Source organism: Streptomyces sp. NPDC015661, from assembly GCF_043077765.1.
In the GTDB taxonomy this organism is placed as follows: Bacteria; Actinomycetota; Actinomycetes; order Streptomycetales; family Streptomycetaceae; genus Streptomyces.
Window position 1 is genome coordinate 883,376 of record NZ_JBIBST010000001.1, and the last position, 16,509, is coordinate 899,884.

Genomic DNA, 16,509 nt, shown 5'->3' on the forward strand with positions numbered 1-16,509 from the left:
GCGCGCGAGGCTAGCGATCAAGCGCCTTCCGGGCCACGGGATTTCGGTCTGTCCAGGATCAGGTCGCCGGCGCGGGCGAGGACGTCGGTGCGGGTGCGGCCGTCGTGGTCGGCGGCGAGGAAGTGGTGCCCGATGGCCACGCAGAAGGCGAGGAGGGAACGGGCCTCGACCTCGTCGGGGTCGGGGCAGAAGGTGCCGATCATCTCGCGGAGCAGCTCCATGCGCCGGTTGTCGACGCGGCGCAGGCGGGCGGCGACGGCCTCGTCGCGCCGGGCCCAGTCGCGGACGGCGAGGTCGATGGGGCGCAGCCGGTCGCCGGAGAAGGTGAGCATGCCGGCGAGCGTGATGAGGGCTCTCGGGTCGCCGCCCTCGTCCTGGCGGACGCGGTCGATGACCTGGTCGGTGGCCTCCCGCTCCCAGGTGTCGAGCATGGCGGCGAGGAGGGCGTCGCGGTCGGCGAAGTAGCCGTAGAAGCCGCCTTTGGTGACGCCGAGGCGTTTGGCGAGGGCCTCGACGCGGACGGCGTCGGGGCCGCTGGCGGCGAGGACGGTCAGGCCCTCCTCCACCCATCGTTCGCGCGGTGTGCGTGCGGCGCCCACGGTGTGTCCTCCCTCACTCGGCGACCGAATATACGCTTCCGTACATCAGGTCTGGCATCGTTGACCTCGTCGTTATACGCAAGCGTATAGAACGCAGGGGAAAGGCGGCAGCGGTCATGAGACTTCCCGTCAGCGAGCACACCGGTCGGCCGTGGCGGATCCACGAGTACGTCCCCGACTTCACGACCCTGGACGTCTGGTCCTACCGCATGCCGGGCGCGGGGCCCGACGACTTCCGGCCGGCGATCGACGCGATCACGGCCGGCGCCGGCCTCTCGAAGCAGACCGGGCCGACCGCGTTCCTGTTCGCGGTGCGCTGGAAGCTGGGCGCCCTGCTCGGCTGGGACAAGCCGAAGGAGGGCCTCGGCCCCCGGGTCCGGTCCCTGCGCGAGCGCATGCCGGAGGAGCTGACGGCGACGGCGGACCCGACCCCGGGCCCCGGCCCGTTCTCCTCCCTGTACGAGCTGCACGACGAGTGCGCCCGGGAGCTGGCGAACAAGACCGTCCACGGGGTCATGCACCTGGGCTGGGTGGAGACCGCCGACGGCGGCCACGAGCTCCGCATGGCGGTCCTGGTCAAGCCCAACGGCCCCATGGGCCGCCTCTACATGGCCCTGATCGCGCCCTTCCGGTACGCGATCGTCTACCCGGCGATGACCCGCCAGTGGGAAGCGGCCTGGCGCGACCGGGACCGGCTGCTCCGGTAGCGGATGGAGCCTGACCGCGCGCGGGAGCGGCTGCCCCGGTAGCGGATGGAGCCTGACCGCGCGCGGGAGCGGCTGCCCCGGTAGCGGATGGGGCCTGTCCGCTACCGGACCGGCCGCCCCGGTAGCGGATGGAGCCTGACCGCGACCGGGACCGGCTGCCCCGGTAGCGGATGGAGCCTGACCTCGACCGGGACCGGCTGCCCCGGTAGCGGATGGAGCCTGACCGCGACCGGGACCGGCTGCCCCGGTAGCAGGTAGGGCCTGTCCCGGCGGGAATTGCCAGACAGGCCCTACGGGGTGTCGACCGCCTCGCGCCACGTGCGGACCGCCGCCGCCGAGACCGGGGCGGTCCAGCCCTGGGGGCGGGCCGCGCCGCCGATGTGGAAGGCGGTGAGACCTGCCGCGCGGAGGGTCGGGAGGTGGTCGAGGCGGAGGCCGCCGCCCACGAGGATCTGGGGCTCGTAGCCCGGCTCGCCGGTGCGGGCCGCTTCGGCCTTCAGGGTGGCGAGGCCGTCGTCGACGCCCGTGGCGGCGCCCGCCGTCAGATAGGTGTCGAGGCCCGGCAGGTCCGCGAGGCGCTTGCGGAGGCCGTCGCGGTCGGCGGCGCGGTCGATCGCCCGGTGGAAGGTCCAGCGGCAGCCGTCCAGGACGGCGATCAGGCGCTCCACCGCCACCAGGTCCGGCTCGCCGTCCGGGGTGAGGAAGCCGAGGACGAACTCGTCGGCGCCCGCCGAGCGGAGCTCCGCCGCCCGGCCGGCCAGGGCGTCGACGTCGCCGGCCGCGAAGCCGTCGGTGAGGCGGAGCATCACGCGCAGCGGGATGTCGACGGCGGCCCGGATCGCGGTGAAGGACGCCGTGGAGGGCGTGAGGCCGTCGGCGGCCATGTCGGTGACGAGTTCGAGCCGGTCGGCGCCACCGGTCTGGGCTGCGACCGCGTCTTCCTCGTCGAGGGCGATCACCTCAAGGACAGCACGGTTGCTCATCTCGCCCATTCCTCCATGAATGACGACTACAGGTCTAGTCCAATGACCAGACTAGCCGTGCGCGTGACCTCCCGCATCGTGCCCCGCCTCACCCGTCTCACCCGTCTCGGTCGCGGCCGGAGCCGGCGCCTTCCCGTTCGCGCCCGCCGTCACCGTGAAGGACGCCGTCCTGACCTTGCCCTCGTGCTGGAAGTCGAGGAACAGGCGGTACGTGCCCGCACTGGGGGCCGTCGCCGTGAAGGAGACGTCCGGGCCGGGGCCGCCCTCGTTCGGGTGCACGTGGAGGTAGGCGAGGTCGCCGTCGCGCAGGGCGACGAGGTGGCCGTACGCGCCGAGGTACGGCTCCAGGTCGGTGACCGGCTTCCCGCCCTTGGTGACCGTGAGGCGGAGCTCGCCCGCCTTGCCCGGGTCCAGGACTCCGCCCAGGCGGACCTGGTAGCCGTCGACCGTCGCGGTCGGGGCCGCGGCCGGCAGCGGCTTCGGGGCGTACGCGCCGGGGACCGACAGGTCCGCGCCCAGCGTGATGCCCTTGGCCCCGGGCGCGGCCGGCTTGAAGTCGGCGAAGGCCTTGTAGCCGCCGGCCGCCGGCAGGTCCGCGTCCACCGACCAGGTGCCGTCCGCGGCCTTCACGGGGTGCAGGTGGCGGAAGGTGTTGAGGTCGCGCGAGGCGACGATGAAGTGCAGTTGCTTGCCGTGCTCGGTGCTGAAGGCGGTGACCTTCTTGCCGGCCGCGTCCTTGATGGAGAACTTCAGGGTGCTCCGGCCGGCGGCGGGCGTGGGCGTCTCCATGGCCAGGGTGTAGCCGTCCTGGGAGATCTGGAGGCCGCCGGGGAGGGCCGAGGCGGCCGTCGTCGCGCCCTCCGCGTGGCCCGCGTGGCCGCCCTCCTCCTTCTTCTGCGGTTCCTGCGCCGCGTGCTCGCCGTGACCCGCCTTCGCCGGCTCCTCGACGGGGCCGACCCCCTTGCCGACCCCGTACGCGGTCCCGAAGGTCGCGGCGAGCGCGGCGGCAAAGGCAGTGATCTTCACTCCGGTGTTCATGACTGCTCTCCCGTACGTGGATGCGTGGGTGGCATGGGGGTGGCCCGTGGGTGGCGCTTGCGGCCACCCGATGCACTTCACCATACCCCTGGGGGGTATCAAGTCAAGTCGGTCCCACACTTGCGCCGGATACCACCGGGGGGTATACATGACTCACAACCGAATACCCCCCGAGGGTATCGGCCACAAGAACCGATCGAGGAGGAAGCCATGGGCTCCTGCTGCACCCCCGACAACAGCTGCTCGACCACGGAGACCACCGCCGTCGCGGTCGCCGACAGCACCGTCACCGTCTACGCCGTCTCCGGCATGACCTGCGGCCACTGCAAGTCCGCGATCACCAAGTCCGTCAGCGCCCTCGACGGCGTCATCTCCGTCGACGTCGACGTCGACGGCGGCCTGGTGACCGTGACCACCGGCGGCGAGCCCGACGACGCCGCGATCACCGCGGCCGTCGACGACGCGGGCTACGAGCTGACCGGCCGGGCCTGATCCGCCGCCGGGCAGACCGACACCCCACCGGCGTCCCCCGTCCCGGTACCCGACGGTCCGCCCGGCAGGCGGACGGCCGCCCGCACCACCCCGGCCGCCGGGGCCCGACCTCCCCCAAGCTCTCGGCTTCGCTCGAGCAGGGGGTACACCCACGCCCGGGCCCCGGCCCCCGAACCCCGCTACACCGAGGAGCAGGAAATGACCACGACCACTCCGGGCACCGCCCAGGTCGAGCTCGCCATCGGCGGCATGACCTGCGCCTCGTGCGCGGCCCGCATCGAGAAGAAGCTGAACCGCATGGACGGGGTCGAGGCCACCGTCAACTACGCCACCGAGAAGGCGAAGGTCACCTTCGACGCCGACATCGACGTCGCCGACCTGATCGCCACCGTCGAGGCCACCGGCTACACCGCCCAGGAGCCGCAGCCCGAGCGCCCGGCCGCCGACGGCGGGTCCGAGGGCCCCTCCGACGAGGAGAAGGCCGACGAGGAGCTGCGGCCCCTCAAGCAGCGGCTGATCACCGCCGTCTCGCTCGCCGTGCCCGTCATCGCGATGGCGATGGTCCCGGCGCTGCAGATCGAGTACTGGCAGTGGCTGAGCCTCACGCTCGCCGCCCCGGTCGTCGTCTACGCCGCCTGGCCCTTCCACAAGGCCGCCTGGACCAACGCCAGGCACGGCGCGGCCACCATGGACACCCTGATCTCGGTCGGCACGATCGCCGCGTTCCTCTGGTCGCTGTGGGCTCTGTTCTTCGGGACCGCCGGTACGCCGGGCATGACGCACCCCTTCGAGTTCACGATCGCCCGCACCGACGGCGCCGGGAACATCTACCTGGAGGCCGCGGCCGGCGTCACCGCCTTCATCCTGGCCGGCCGGTACTTCGAGGCCCGCTCGAAGCGCAAGGCGGGCGCCGCGCTCAAGGCGCTGATGCAGCTGGGCGCGAAGGAGGTGACCGTCCTCAAGGACGGCCGCGAGGTCACCGTACCCACCGCCGAACTCCAGGTCGGGGACCGCTTCCTGGTCCGCCCGGGCGAGAAGATCGCCACCGACGGCACCGTCGTCGAGGGCTCCTCCGCCGTCGACGCCTCGATGCTGACCGGCGAGTCCGTGCCCGTCGAGGTCTCCGTCGGCGACTCCGTCACCGGCGCCACCCTGAACGCCGGCGGCCGCCTCGTCGTCGAGGCCACCCGCGTCGGCTCCGACACCCAGCTCGCCCGCATGGCGAAGCTCGTCGAGGACGCCCAGAACGGCAAGGCCGCCGCCCAGCGCCTCGCCGACAAGATCTCGGCCGTGTTCGTGCCGATCGTCATCGCCCTCGCGCTCGGCACCCTCGGCTTCTGGCTCGGCACGGGACAGGGCCTCACCGCCGCCTTCACCGCCGCCGTCGCCGTCCTGATCATCGCCTGCCCCTGCGCCCTCGGCCTGGCCACCCCGACCGCCCTCATGGTCGGCACCGGCCGCGGCGCCCAGCTCGGCATCCTCATCAAGGGCCCCGAGGTCCTGGAGACCACCCGCAAGGTCGACACGATCGTCCTCGACAAGACCGGCACCGTCACCACCGGCCGGATGACCCTCATCAAGGTCCACACCGCCGAAGGCGTCGACGAGACCGACGTCCTGCGCCTCGCCGGCGCCCTGGAGCACTCCTCCGAGCACCCCATCGCCCAGGCCGTCGCCACCGGCGCCGCCGCCAAGGTCGGCACCCTGCCCACCCCCGAGGACTTCGTGAACGTCCCCGGCCTCGGTGTCCAGGGCATCGTCGAGGGCCACGCCGTCCTCGTCGGCCGCGAGAAGCTCCTGGAGGAGTGGGCCATGGCCCTCCCGGCCGGGCTCAAGTCCGCGAAGGACGAGGCCGAGCAGGCCGGCAAGACCGCCATCGCGGTCGCCTGGGACGGCAAGGCGCGCGCGGTCCTGGAGGTCGCCGACGCCATCAAGGAGACCAGCGCCGAGGCCATCAGGCGGCTCCGCGCGCTCGGTCTCACCCCGATCCTGCTCACCGGTGACAACAAGGCGGTCGCCGAGTCCGTCGCCGCCGAGGTCGGCATCGACGAGGTCATCGCCGAGGTCATGCCGCAGGACAAGGTCGACGTCGTCAAGCGCCTTCAGGGCGAGGGGCGTTCGGTCGCCATGGTCGGCGACGGTGTCAACGACGCCGCCGCGCTCGCCCAGGCCGACCTGGGTCTGGCGATGGGCACCGGCACGGACGCCGCGATCGAGGCCGGCGACCTGACCCTCGTACGGGGCGACCTGCGGGCCGCGGCCGACGCGATCCGGCTCTCCCGCAAGACCCTCGGCACCATCCGCTCGAACCTCTTCTGGGCCTTCGCCTACAACGTGGCCGCCCTGCCCCTCGCGGCGGCCGGACTGCTCAACCCGATGATCGCGGGCGCGGCCATGGCCTTCTCCTCGGTCTTCGTGGTCGGCAACAGCCTCCGCCTGCGGGGCTTCCAGGCCGCCGACCGCTGACGAACTCCCTTCCGCGCCTATCACCGAGGAGCCCGCCGTGGCCGGTTACGGACAGCACAAGGAAGACATCATCAGACGCCTGAGGCGCATCGAGGGCCAGGTCAGGGGGGTGCAGCGGATGGTCGACGAGGACGTCTACTGCATCGACGTCCTCACCCAGGTCTCCGCCATCAACGCGGCCCTCCAGTCCTGCGCGGTGGCCCTCCTGGACGAGCACCTCAGCTGCTGCGTCACGGAGGCCATCGCCCAGGGCGGGGACCAGGCGAAGGTGAAGGTGGGCGAGGCGTCGAAGGCGATCGCCCGGCTGATCCGGACGTGACGACGCAGTGAAGCAGGACCTTGCAGTGTCAACCGCTCTTGCGTGAAGGGCAGTCGGCGGACAGCGTGAGACTCAGCCGAAGACAGAGGCCGAGCAGCTGGCGGAGGAGCACCAGCTCCACCGTTCCGGGCAGACCGGAGTCGCAGACCTTCGCGCAAGGGCGGTTCTTCATGAGGGTCGACATCCTGCCATCGTACCCCTGGGGGGTATACCTGGCCGGGGGAAGCGGCCCGTACGATGAGCCGCCCGAAGGGCAGGCCCTACGGGGGAGGGGATGCACGTGCGCCGGCTGGGAGAGCTGGAGGCCGAGATCATGGACCGACTGTGGGCCTGGCAGCGGCCCGCCACGGTCCGCGAGATCGTCGACGACATCAATCGGGGACGGCGGGTCGCCTACACGACGGTGATGACCGTCGCGGACATCCTGCACCGCAAGGGCTGGCTCCGCCGCGAGAAGTCCGGGCGGGCCTGGCTGTACGAGCCGGTCCGCAGCCGCGAGGAGTACACGGCGGGCCTGATGCGGGACGCCCTCGGCGACAGCCAGGACCGTCCGGCCGCCCTCCTCCGCTTCGTCGAGGTCATCTCGGACGAGGACATGGCCGCCCTCGACGCGGCCCTCCGCGCCACGAGGGCGGACCAGGGCCCACAGACGGGCGGCGGGGCGTACGCCGGGGGCGGTCCTCACCACGGCAGCACGGCCCACCCCGCGGCCGGCGCGTACGCCGGAAGCGGTCCTCACCACGGCAGCACGGCCCACCCCGCGGCCGGGGCGTACGCCGGAAGCGAGGCTCACCCCGGCAGCACGGCCCACCCCGAGGCAGGCGCGTACGCCGGAAGCGGGCCTCACCCCGGCAGCACGACCCACCCCGAGGCCGGGGCGCATCCCGGGAGCGGGGGCCGCCCCGGGTGCGAGGGCCGCCCCGGGAACGGGGCCGGCGCGTGAATCACCATCTGCTCGTGCCGCTCGGGCTCGCCCTGCTCACCGGCTTCCTCGTGCCCCTGCTGCTCGTCCGGGCCCGGTGGGCCCAGCAGGTGCCGCGGCTCGCGCTCGCCGTGTGGGCCGCCTGCGGCGCCGGCTTCGCGGCCGCGGCCGCACTGCTGCCCGCCCAGCTGGTCCTGACGGCCGAAAGCGGCCACCGCCTCGCGGACATGCTGTTCACGCTCCGGCCGCCCACGCTCGACCAGCTCCTGCACCTCGACGGGCGCGAGCGGTTCGCCTTCTCCCTCGCGCTCCTCGTCCTCTCGCTGCCCACCGCCGCGTTCGCCCGCCGCCTCGCCAGGGCCCGGCGGGTGCGGACGCGGCACGCCGGGGTGCTGCGGCTCGTCGGCCGGTACGACCCCGCGCTGCGGGCCACCGTCCTCGACGACGACCGGCCCGCCGTCTACTGCCTGCCGGGCCGCTCCCGCCGGGTCGTCGTCTCCTCCGGCGCGGTGCACACCCTCACCCCCGCCCAGCTGGCGGCGGCCCTCGCGCACGAGCGGGCGCACATCGCGGGACGGCACCACCTCCTGGTCGCGGCGGCGGAGGCCTTCGCCGCCGTCTTCCCGCGCCTCCCGCTCGCGCGCCACGGCGGGACCGCCGTACCCCTGCTGCTCGAAATGGCCGCGGACGACAGGGCCTTGCGCCGCTGCACGCGGGACGCGCTCGCGACGGCGCTGTACGCGCTGGCCTCGGGGCGGGCGCCGCGGTCGGCGTTCGCCGCGGGCGGGCCGTCGGCGGCGCTGCGCATGCGGCGCATCCTCACCCCGCACAGCGCGGGACACCCGGTGCTGCGCGGGCTCCTCACGATCGCGGCGGCCGCCCTCGCGATGGCCCCCTTGATCGTCGCCTGCTGCTCGTTCCCCCAGTAATCGTGAACACCCTTATTTACTAAGCGAATTCGTAGATTTCGCATCGGTCACAGACTACGGAATACGCCGCTATTGTGGGTACGTTGGGGCTCGGACTCGGCACGTCGAAGGGTGCAAAACCAATGCAGCTCGCTGGCGTTCGTACGGCAGCGGCCGGCGACGCGACGACGATATCCAGACTGCTTGCCGACATCATCCGGAGCAGCTATGCCGGAATACTGGACGAAATCCCGATGCGGCGGCTGATCTCGGCGCAATGCGCACTCCCCCGCATACGCGCGGAAATTGAAATTCCGGGAGGCGCGCCCGGATGGCTCGGCTGGCTGGTCGCGACGGACGCGGAGGGCACGGTCGTCGGCGTCGCGGCGGGCGGTGTGCCCGTCCCGGGCGAGGGCGAGGTGTACGCGCTCGCGGTGGAGCCGGGCTCCCGCCGCGCCGGGGTCGGTACGGCCCTGCTCGCCGCCGCGACCGAGCGGATGCGCGGCTACGGCGCCCGGGAGCAGCGGGTGGAACTCCCGGCGACGGCCGATCCGGCGCTTCCCTTCTACGCGCGCCTGGGCTTCGCGGCCCTCTCCGAGAGACGGTGGAGCAGACCGCTCTCCTGAAGCACACCGTGGCAGATCCACGCCATCGCGTGTTCACGCAGCCCGATCCGGTGGATCGGGGTTCGTTCCCCAGGTCAGGATGGGTTCAGCGGCGCGGGCCCGGCGGCACGGGTTCCTCGTCCGGACGGCATGGACCGAGCGAGCCCCTGGAGGAGCGATGCACACACCGATCGGCACTTCCCTGCCCGTCGTGCCCGCAGCGCTCGCTCCGGTCCTGCCGTCCCGATACGGCCTCGACCAGGAGCCCGGCCCCGGCGCCGGCATCCGGGTCACCGCCGACACCCTCCCGGGGCTCGAATCGGTCTCCCCCGCCGACGAGAACTCGGTCTGGCTGCACGACGCCCTGCTCGGCCCGCACAGCGCGGACATCGTCCGCTATCTCAGCCTCGCCCGCTCCACCGGCGGACCCGTCCTCGACCTCGGCTCCGGCGCCGGGCGGCTCGCCGTCCCGTTCGCCCGCCACGGCTTCGCCGTGGAAGCCGTGGACCGGGACGCCTCGGCACTGGAGCGCCTCGAAGGCTGGGCCCGCAGGATCGGTCCGCAGGTGGCCGGACTCGTCGTCACCCACCGCGCGGAGCTCACCGACCTCCGCCTCGAAGGCAGCTACCGGCTCGCGCTGCTCGCCGGCGCCATGGTCACCGCCGTGCCGCCGGACAGCCGTCCGGAGCTGCTCCGGGAGGTGGCCGCCCATCTGGAGACGGGCGGGGCGCTCGCCCTCGACTACACCGCGCACCAGCTGCCGGGGCTGATCGCGGAGCCGCGGCGGACCTGGGCCTTCCAGGTCCCGCGCTTCGACGGGATCGACGAGTGGGTGGTGGCCCGGCAGGTCTTCGACCTGCCGTCGATGAGCGAGCGGATCACGTACTACGCGGCCAGGACCGGCAAGCTCTCCTCGGAGCGGGTGGTGCTGACCACCGACAAGTGGATCGTCGACCCGGAGCGGCTCGCGGCCGAGCTGCACTCGGCGGGGCTGCACATCGAGGGCCGGCGGCGCCACCGGATCGACGAGCGGACCGAGTCCGTCCTCCTCGTCTGCAGGACGGACGACTGACCGATACGAACCTGCCCAGGTTGACGAGCAAGAGGTACGATGCCCACAAAAGTTTGAGCCGACCAGGTGGCGGGCGGAGAAGATGGCAGTCGTGGAAGAGCTGACGGGCCGCGAGGCGGTGATCCAGCGCCTGCGCGATGTCGGGCTGCGGGTCACGGGCCCGCGCCTGGAGGTCCTCACGGTGCTCGCCGCCGGCGGCCATCTCGACGTCGAGGCGATCACCACCACCGCCCGCGAGCGGCTCGGCACGCTGACCAGCCAGGCCGTGTACGAGATGCTGCGGCACTTCCAGGAGACCGGACTGGTCAGCAAGTTCGACCGGCCGGGCCTGCCCGCGGTCTTCGAGATCTCGGGACCGGCCCACCAGCACGCCCTGTGCACCTCCTGCGGCCGGGTGGAGAACGTCTCGGCGACCGCCCCCGAACCGCCCCGGGGCGCCCTGCCGCAGTGGCGGGTGGACGACGCGGAGGTCGTCTTCAAGGGTCTGTGCCCCGACTGCCGGGCGGACGCCGCCGCCTCCTGAGGCCCGGTCAACATCGTGCGTGTCGTTCGATTTTGTGGCAGGGTCTAGCGGGGCGATTCAACAGGGTCCGCGTGGATCCGAGGGGAGTCTGCTGCGCCGTGTCCAGAAACGCCGCCGTGACCCGCGCGGGTAGCGATCAGGCTCTCGCCGTCTACCAGGAACTGCGCGCCCGCCCCGAGGCCGGCTTCGACGAGGTCGCGGACCGCTTCGAGCTCTCCGCCGACGAGCGGGAGCGATGTCGCTGCGAACTCGCCTCCCTGGGTCTGACCGCCCTCCGTGATCCCTCGGAACCCGGCGTCCACACGGTCGTCGACCCCGATGTCGCCCTGCTGCGGCTGCTGCGCCGGGAGCGCGACCGGCTCCAGGACCGCCTCGCCGCGACCAGCCGCGCGCACACCGCCCTCGAAGCCCTCGCCGGACCGTTCCTCCGCGCCGGGGCCGCGCCCCGCTCCGAGGTCGAGGTGGAGATCGTCACCGACCCGCAGCGGGTGCTGCGCGAGCTGTCGGACCTGACGGACACCGTCCGCACCGCCGTCCACGTCATGCACACCGGCTCCGTACGGCGCGAGGACATGGCCGCCGAGCTGGACCGGGACCGCTCCCGGGCCGCCCGCGGGGTGCGGGTCCGCGCCATGTACAGCCGCCGGGTCGGCACCGTGCCCGAGATGACCCAGCACCTGGAGGACCGGGCGGCGCTCGGCGTGGAGCTGCGCTTCTCCCCCGTCGTCCCGATGAACATGGTCCTGGCCGACGAGAACTTCGCCCTGTTGCCTACGGACCCGCACGACCCGGACTCGCCCACCATCCTCGCCCGCGGCCCGGGCCTGGTCCGCTCGTACCTCGCGCTGTACGAGTACTGCTGGCAGGCCGCCTCCCCGTACGGCGAGGAGCCCGCGGAGGCCGGCGGCGACGGGCTCTCGGACCAGCAGCGGGCCGCGCTGCACATGCTCGCCTCCGGCATCAAGGACGAGCAGATCGCCCGCAGCCTCGGGGTCTCGCTGCGGACCGTCAGCCGGCTGCTCTCCGAGGTCATGCAGGAGCTCGGGGCGGCCAGCCGCTTCGAGGCCGGCGTCAAGGCGGCCCGGCTGGGGCTGCTCGACGGCGAGGGGCCGGAACCCGTGGCCTAGTACGAGGAGTTCGGATGTCATGGAGGACACGCGCGGCCCACGGGGGCGGCGCGGGCCGCAGGAAGTACACGACGGACTCCCGCCGAGCCGGTTGACAGGGTGAGGGCGGGGCGACTCTGAAGACGAGGGGGGTCACTTCGCCATGGTCACCGCGGGCGACGGCATCGGGGACGGCACGAGCGGCGTCCTGCCGGCCGTGTACCAGGAGTTACGGCGCCGGGGCGTCTCGGACTTCGAGGAGGTCCGCAGGGAACTCGGGCTCGCTCCGGAGGAGTACGAGCGATGTCGCCGCGAACTGCTCGCCCTGGGCCTGATCGTGCCCACGGGGCAGGTGCACGCCACCATCGCCGCCGTGCAGGACGGCAGCTGGCGGTCCGAGAACGACACGGTGGCGGCGATCGATCCGGAGATCGCGCTGCTCCGGCTCCTGGAGCGGGAGCGGGAGCGGCTGCGGGAGCACCTGGCCGAGGCGGACGAGGCGTACAGCACGCTGGAGATCCTCGCGGGCTCCTATCTGCGGGCCGAGGCGCTGACCCGGGCGGAGGCGCACGTGGAGGCGCTGACCGACTACCGCAGGATCCAGCAGGCCATCGAGGACATCACCGATGTGATGCAGGAGAGTTCGGCCTCGCTGCACCCGGGGACGCCGGGCCGGCAGAACCCGGAGCTGATGCTCGACCGGGACCGGCGGCAGCTCGCCAACGGGGTGCGGGTGCGCGCCATCTACGGCCGGCAGGAGGCCACGGACCCGCAGATGGAGAAGTTCCTCGGGCAGCGGGCCGAGCTGGGCGTGGAGATCCGGCTCGCGCCGGTGGTGCCGATGAACCTGATCATCGCCGACCAGCAGTTCGCCCTGGTGCCGATCCGGCCCGAGGAGCCGGGCGAGGGCGCGATCCTGGCGCGGGGCAGCGCGCTCGTACGGCCGTATCTGAGCCTGTACGAGCACTGCTGGCACACGGCGACGCCGTACGGGAACGAGACGGTGGCGGAGGCGGGCGGCGACGGGCTGTCGGAGCAGCAGCGGGCCGCGCTGCACATGCTGGCCTCGGGGATGAAGGACGAGCGGATCGCGCGGACGCTCGGGGTGTCGCTGCGGACGGTCAGCCGGATGATTTCGGAGCTGATGCAGGAGCTGGGGGCGACGAGCCGTTTCGAGGCGGGTGCGCGGGCCGTGCGGCTCGGCTGGCTGGACTGATTCCTTTTCGGGAACGGGATCTCCCGGGAAGCGCTGTTTCGGGAAAGCAGCGGGGCCCCGCGATCGTGGCAGCGATTGCGGGGCCCAGCGGGGAGCGTTTCCGGAATTCCTGGGGGAACTACCCGGTGATCCGGCTCAGTTGGTGGGGCTGGGGGTCGGGTCCGTCGGGGGGACCGGCCAGCCGTTGTCCTCCGCGACACCGGCGAAGGTGTGGGGGGTGACCGGGTCGCTGCCGGAGTCGACGGCGAAGGCGGCGCCGGCGGCGACCGCCGTACAGGCCACCAGCGCGACCACGAACTGGCGGACGGCGTTGCGGATACCGGAGTTCTGCTGAACGGACATGATTCCTCCAGGACTTGGAATATCAATTCCGCCTTCCGGGGCCCGTGCCGCCGGGCGTTCCCTGAAGACATCTCCATTCTGTCCCGGCCCCCGAATCGAATCCAGGGATTCTCTCTGCGTGGACCCGCCATGGCGTGGATGCGTCAATGCGCCATCAGCACAACGGAATTGACGCATCCGGAGCTCGCCATACCTTTGGTCGAACCAAAAGAGATGCTAGACTTGTGCCACGGCCTTCTCATTCCTCCAGGAGAGAGGGGCCGCCGGGGCAGGGGCGTGCCGCCGCCCCTGCCCCACCTCCCGTTCGAGCGCCCCCCGGTACACCTCGATGGTCCGGCCGGCCGACGCCCGCCAGCTCATCCCGCGCGCATGACGCACCGCCGCCGCCCCCATCGTCTCCACGGCCTCCGGATGCGCCGCGAGCCAACGCAGCCGGCGCGCGTACTCCACCGGGTCGTGACCCCGCACCAGCATCCCCGTCACACCGTCCCACACCGCCGTCGGCAGCCCGCCGACCGCCGCCGCGAGCACCGGCGTCCCGCAGGCCTGCGCCTCCAGCGCCACCAGACCGAAGGACTCGCTGCGCGAAGGCACCACGAGGACGTCCGCCGCCCGGTACCAGTCCGCGAGCCGCTCCTGCGGCACGGGAGGGCAGGACCGCAGCACATCGGTGACCCCCAGCTCCTCCGCGAGCCGCCGGGCCGAACCCCGCTCCGTCGCCCCCGAGTGACCGCCCACCACCGGCACCAGGAGCCGGCGGCGCAGCTCCGGCGCCTCCCGCAGCAGCTCCGCGACCGCCCGTACGAGCACGTCCGGACCCTTCAGGGGCTGGATGCGGCCGGCGTACAGCGGCACGAACGCGTCCGCCGGAAGCCCGAGCCGGGCCCGCGCCGCCGCCCGCCCGTCCCCCGGACGAAACGTGCGCAGGTCGACCCCGGGCCGTACGACCTCGGTCCGCGCCCCCTCCGCCCCGTACAGCGAACGCAGCGCCTCCGCCTCGTCGGCCGTGTTCGCGATCAGCCGGTCCGCGCTGCCCACCACCTGGTGCTCGCCCCGGACCCGGAGCTCCGGCTCGGGGGTGTCGCCCTCGGCGAGCGAGGCGTTCTTCACCCGGGCCAGGGTGTGCGCGGTGTGCACGAGCGGTATCCGCCAGCCCACCGAGGCGATCCGGCCCGCCTGCCCGGAGAGCCAGTAGTGCGAGTGGACCAGGTCGTAGCGCCGCTCCTCCTTGAGCAGGGCCAGCGAGAACGGCACCACCAGGTCGGGCATGGCCTCCTTGGGCAGCGCCCGGCGCGGCCCGGCGTGGAGATGACGCACCCGGACGCCCGGGGCCAGCTCGACGAGCGGGGGCGCGCCCTCGCCCCGGCAGCGGGTGAACAGGTCGACCTCGGCGCCCTGTTCGGCGAGGGCGCGGGAGAGCTCGACCATGTAGACGTTCATGCCGCCGGCGTCCCCCGTCCCGGGCTGGTGGAGCGGGGAGGTGTGGACGCTGAGCATGGCGACGCGCAGGGACACGTGGGGCTCCTGTGAGAGGGAGGTGGGGGACCACGTGTCCCTGCGCGTCGCGCGCGCGGTCACGCGGCAGGGGCATTCCTACGTAAGTACTTAGTTGCTTAGTAGTACGGGGCGGGAACGCGCGGGTCAGAATCCGAAGACCGGACCCGAGGGCGGCGCCAGTCTGGTCCCCGGCAGCGGTCCCGTCAGGGCCTGCCAGTCGACCGGGCGCCCCGGCTCCACCCGCAGCGCCGAGGCGAGCCGGTCGGCTCCCTCCGGCATCACCGGCCGCGACCACGCCGCCAGGCCGGAGGCCACCGCCAACTGGGCGGCGAGGGCCGGGAGATGACGGCAGGAGGTGCTGGGGCGGCACCGCTCGTGGGCGTTGACGTGACCGAAGTCGGCCACCGAGCGGACCATCTCGTCGAGGACGGCGACCGCCCGGCGCGGGTCGAAGGCGTCGGGGCCGTACGCCTCGCGCAGGTCGTCCACGCCCCGGTGCAGCCGCCGCTCCAGGATCTCCCAGCCGGTGCCGCCGGGCAGCGCCTGCGGGGCGAGGCCGCCGCACTCCTCCCGCACGGCCGAGAAGAGCCGGGACAGCCAGCTGTTCCAGTTCTCGTCCAGCTCACGCCGGGCGGCCGCGAGCCGCTCCCGCTGGAAGACCGTGCGGCGGCCCAGCGGGCGGGCCTGGAGGACATGGCGGCGCAGGGTGTCGGAGCCGTACTCGGTGAGCAGGTCGAGCGCCCAGACGTTGCCCTCCTGGACGCCCTCCTCGATGACGTACGACTCGTTGACGTTGAAGTCCTGCGGCAGCTTGATGTCCTGCGCGAGCAGCAGCACCGGCAGCAGCACGGCGTGGCAGAAGGCGTGCCCGAAACCGCAGAAGTGGATCGCGCGGCGGGGCAGCGGGCCCTTCGGGTCATGGCCGAAGAGATGCATCGCGGCCGCCTCGAAGCAGCCGTCGATCCGGTGCTCGGGGAAGCCCTCCACCGGCACGTCCAGACCCCACTCGGCGGGGTGGCCGACCGCGATGTCCGGCAGCCCGTCCTCGACGAGCGACTCGCACAGCGCGGCGAGCCGCGGCGGCAGGCCGGCGGTGGCCCAGTAGTCGGCGAGCGTGTCCCGGAACGGCTCCAGGGGCACGTACAGGCGACGGCAGCGGCGGGCGACCGCGGGGGTGTCGCAGAGCGCGCAGCGCGCCGAGATCAGGTCGCCGCCGTCGTTCGGCCGGGCGCACTCGTGGCACATCCCGCCGTCGCTGGCCGCGCCGCAGTGCGGGCAGGTGCCGGTGGCGTGCGCCCCGTGCAGCCAGCGGTCGCACGGCTCGCAGTACGGCAGCAGCCGGGTCCGGGGAGCGATGACGCCCTGCGCGTACAGCTTCGCGAAGAGGTCCTGCACCCAGCGGCCGTACCCCTTGTCGCGGCGCGGGCGCACGATGTGGTCGAACTCCACGCCCGAACGCAGCCAGTCGGCGGTGATCGCGGCCCGGTAGCCCTCCGCGACCTCCTCGGGCTTGCGGTGGTGGCGCAGCGCCCGGACCTCGACGGAGCTGGCGTGGTCGGCGGTGCCGGTGGTGAACCGGACCGCCTCTCCGTCGGCGCGCAGATAGCGGGTGAGGACGTCGGCGGCGACGTACGGCCCCGCGAGGTGGCCGATGTGGAGTTCGCCGTGGGTGGCGGGAGGGGTCGCGGTGATCCAGACAGGGGTGCTCATGGGA

Annotated in this window: 17 protein-coding genes and 1 pseudogene; 11 read left to right on the forward strand and 7 right to left on the reverse strand. The window is 73.0% G+C overall.

Annotated features, from left to right (window positions below):
- Window positions 1–17: 17 nt before the first annotated feature.
- Window positions 18–599 carry a TetR/AcrR family transcriptional regulator gene (locus ACF07V_RS04190; RefSeq protein WP_392151305.1) on the reverse strand — a complete coding sequence of 194 codons (582 nt, stop codon included), beginning with the start codon at window positions 597–599 and terminating at the stop codon, window positions 18–20.
- Between the two features lie 116 nt (window positions 600–715).
- On the opposite strand from ACF07V_RS04190, the gene ACF07V_RS04195 reads away from it, so the two are divergent.
- Window positions 716–1,306, forward strand: a complete 591-nt coding sequence (locus ACF07V_RS04195; protein ID WP_392151306.1) for a DUF2867 domain-containing protein — start codon at window positions 716–718, stop codon at window positions 1,304–1,306.
- Between the two features lie 290 nt (window positions 1,307–1,596).
- Here ACF07V_RS04195 and ACF07V_RS04200 read toward each other — a convergent pair whose 3' ends face one another.
- Together ACF07V_RS04200 and ACF07V_RS04205 are read right to left on the reverse strand one after the other, a co-directional pair.
- Window positions 1,597–2,289 carry a copper homeostasis protein CutC gene (locus ACF07V_RS04200; RefSeq protein WP_392151307.1) on the reverse strand — a complete coding sequence of 231 codons (693 nt, stop codon included), beginning with the start codon at window positions 2,287–2,289 and terminating at the stop codon, window positions 1,597–1,599.
- Window positions 2,290–2,340: 51 nt separating this feature from the next.
- Window positions 2,341–3,327: a hypothetical protein gene (locus ACF07V_RS04205; protein ID WP_392151308.1), complete on the reverse strand. Its 987-nt coding sequence runs from the start codon at window positions 3,325–3,327 to the stop codon at window positions 2,341–2,343.
- Window positions 3,328–3,537: 210 nt separating this feature from the next.
- Between ACF07V_RS04205 and ACF07V_RS04210 the strand changes: the two genes are divergently transcribed.
- The 3 genes from ACF07V_RS04210 (at window position 3,538) to ACF07V_RS04220 (ending at window position 6,604) form a co-directional block, all read left to right on the forward strand.
- Window positions 3,538–3,819, forward strand: coding sequence for a heavy-metal-associated domain-containing protein (locus tag ACF07V_RS04210; RefSeq protein WP_351192540.1), 282 nt, complete (start codon window positions 3,538–3,540; stop codon window positions 3,817–3,819).
- 198 nt (window positions 3,820–4,017) lie between these two features.
- The gene (locus tag ACF07V_RS04215; RefSeq protein ID WP_392151309.1) at window positions 4,018–6,285 is read left to right on the forward strand and encodes a heavy metal translocating P-type ATPase; all 2,268 of its coding nucleotides are present in this window, start codon (window positions 4,018–4,020) and stop codon (window positions 6,283–6,285) included.
- A 37-nt stretch (window positions 6,286–6,322) separates the two neighbouring features.
- Window positions 6,323–6,604 carry a metal-sensitive transcriptional regulator gene (locus ACF07V_RS04220; protein WP_015035316.1) on the forward strand — a complete coding sequence of 94 codons (282 nt, stop codon included), beginning with the start codon at window positions 6,323–6,325 and terminating at the stop codon, window positions 6,602–6,604.
- A gap of 28 nt (window positions 6,605–6,632) precedes the next feature.
- On the opposite strand, the gene ACF07V_RS04225 is transcribed toward ACF07V_RS04220, so the two are convergent.
- Window positions 6,633–6,788 (reverse strand): hypothetical protein, encoded by a 156-nt coding sequence (locus ACF07V_RS04225; protein ID WP_392151310.1) that lies wholly within the window; start codon window positions 6,786–6,788, stop codon window positions 6,633–6,635.
- A 96-nt stretch (window positions 6,789–6,884) separates the two neighbouring features.
- Here ACF07V_RS04225 and ACF07V_RS04230 point away from each other — a divergent pair.
- From ACF07V_RS04230 to ACF07V_RS04260, 7 genes and pseudogenes are all read left to right on the forward strand, one after another.
- Window positions 6,885–7,232: pseudogene (locus tag ACF07V_RS04230) on the forward strand (BlaI/MecI/CopY family transcriptional regulator); the annotation flags it as partial.
- A gap of 311 nt (window positions 7,233–7,543) precedes the next feature.
- Complete coding sequence (locus ACF07V_RS04235) at window positions 7,544–8,455, forward strand: M56 family metallopeptidase (RefSeq protein WP_392151311.1); 912 nt, start codon at window positions 7,544–7,546, stop codon at window positions 8,453–8,455.
- A gap of 122 nt (window positions 8,456–8,577) precedes the next feature.
- Window positions 8,578–9,060 (forward strand): GNAT family N-acetyltransferase, encoded by a 483-nt coding sequence (locus ACF07V_RS04240; RefSeq protein WP_392151312.1) that lies wholly within the window; start codon window positions 8,578–8,580, stop codon window positions 9,058–9,060.
- 157 nt (window positions 9,061–9,217) lie between these two features.
- A complete protein-coding gene (locus ACF07V_RS04245; RefSeq protein WP_392151313.1) occupies window positions 9,218–10,111 on the forward strand; it encodes an SAM-dependent methyltransferase in 894 nt (297 codons plus the stop codon).
- 82 nt (window positions 10,112–10,193) lie between these two features.
- Window positions 10,194–10,634 carry a Fur family transcriptional regulator gene (locus ACF07V_RS04250; RefSeq protein ID WP_392151314.1) on the forward strand — a complete coding sequence of 147 codons (441 nt, stop codon included), beginning with the start codon at window positions 10,194–10,196 and terminating at the stop codon, window positions 10,632–10,634.
- A 98-nt stretch (window positions 10,635–10,732) separates the two neighbouring features.
- A complete protein-coding gene (locus tag ACF07V_RS04255; RefSeq protein ID WP_392151315.1) occupies window positions 10,733–11,761 on the forward strand; it encodes a LuxR C-terminal-related transcriptional regulator in 1,029 nt (342 codons plus the stop codon).
- Between the two features lie 142 nt (window positions 11,762–11,903).
- Window positions 11,904–12,956, forward strand: coding sequence for a LuxR C-terminal-related transcriptional regulator (locus ACF07V_RS04260; RefSeq protein ID WP_392151316.1), 1,053 nt, complete (start codon window positions 11,904–11,906; stop codon window positions 12,954–12,956).
- A gap of 135 nt (window positions 12,957–13,091) precedes the next feature.
- Here the strand turns inward: ACF07V_RS04260 and ACF07V_RS04265 are convergent, their stop codons facing one another.
- The 3 genes from ACF07V_RS04265 to ACF07V_RS04275 all read right to left on the reverse strand — a co-directional run bounded on the left by ACF07V_RS04265 (window position 13,092) and on the right by ACF07V_RS04275 (window position 16,505).
- Window positions 13,092–13,298 carry a hypothetical protein gene (locus ACF07V_RS04265; RefSeq protein WP_392151317.1) on the reverse strand — a complete coding sequence of 69 codons (207 nt, stop codon included), beginning with the start codon at window positions 13,296–13,298 and terminating at the stop codon, window positions 13,092–13,094.
- Window positions 13,299–13,514: 216 nt separating this feature from the next.
- A complete protein-coding gene (gene mshA, locus ACF07V_RS04270; RefSeq protein WP_392151318.1) occupies window positions 13,515–14,813 on the reverse strand; it encodes a D-inositol-3-phosphate glycosyltransferase in 1,299 nt (432 codons plus the stop codon).
- Window positions 14,814–14,939: 126 nt separating this feature from the next.
- Window positions 14,940–16,505: a class I tRNA ligase family protein gene (locus ACF07V_RS04275; protein ID WP_392151319.1), complete on the reverse strand. Its 1,566-nt coding sequence runs from the start codon at window positions 16,503–16,505 to the stop codon at window positions 14,940–14,942.
- Window positions 16,506–16,509: the final 4 nt, after the last annotated feature.

Coding starts and splice junctions, on each gene's coding strand:
- ACF07V_RS04195 (WP_392151306.1), top strand. CDS start 716: ATGAGACTTCCCGTCAGCGAGCACACCGGTCGGCCGTGGCGGATCCAC.
- ACF07V_RS04200 (WP_392151307.1), bottom strand. CDS start 2,289: ATGAGCAACCGTGCTGTCCTTGAGGTGATCGCCCTCGACGAGGAAGAC.
- ACF07V_RS04205 (WP_392151308.1), bottom strand. CDS start 3,327: ATGAACACCGGAGTGAAGATCACTGCCTTTGCCGCCGCGCTCGCCGCG.
- ACF07V_RS04210 (WP_351192540.1), top strand. CDS start 3,538: ATGGGCTCCTGCTGCACCCCCGACAACAGCTGCTCGACCACGGAGACC.
- ACF07V_RS04215 (WP_392151309.1), top strand. CDS start 4,018: ATGACCACGACCACTCCGGGCACCGCCCAGGTCGAGCTCGCCATCGGC.
- ACF07V_RS04225 (WP_392151310.1), bottom strand. CDS start 6,788: ATGTCGACCCTCATGAAGAACCGCCCTTGCGCGAAGGTCTGCGACTCC.
- ACF07V_RS04240 (WP_392151312.1), top strand. CDS start 8,578: ATGCAGCTCGCTGGCGTTCGTACGGCAGCGGCCGGCGACGCGACGACG.
- ACF07V_RS04245 (WP_392151313.1), top strand. CDS start 9,218: ATGCACACACCGATCGGCACTTCCCTGCCCGTCGTGCCCGCAGCGCTC.
- ACF07V_RS04250 (WP_392151314.1), top strand. CDS start 10,194: ATGGCAGTCGTGGAAGAGCTGACGGGCCGCGAGGCGGTGATCCAGCGC.
- ACF07V_RS04260 (WP_392151316.1), top strand. CDS start 11,904: ATGGTCACCGCGGGCGACGGCATCGGGGACGGCACGAGCGGCGTCCTG.
- ACF07V_RS04265 (WP_392151317.1), bottom strand. CDS start 13,298: ATGTCCGTTCAGCAGAACTCCGGTATCCGCAACGCCGTCCGCCAGTTC.
- ACF07V_RS04275 (WP_392151319.1), bottom strand. CDS start 16,505: ATGAGCACCCCTGTCTGGATCACCGCGACCCCTCCCGCCACCCACGGC.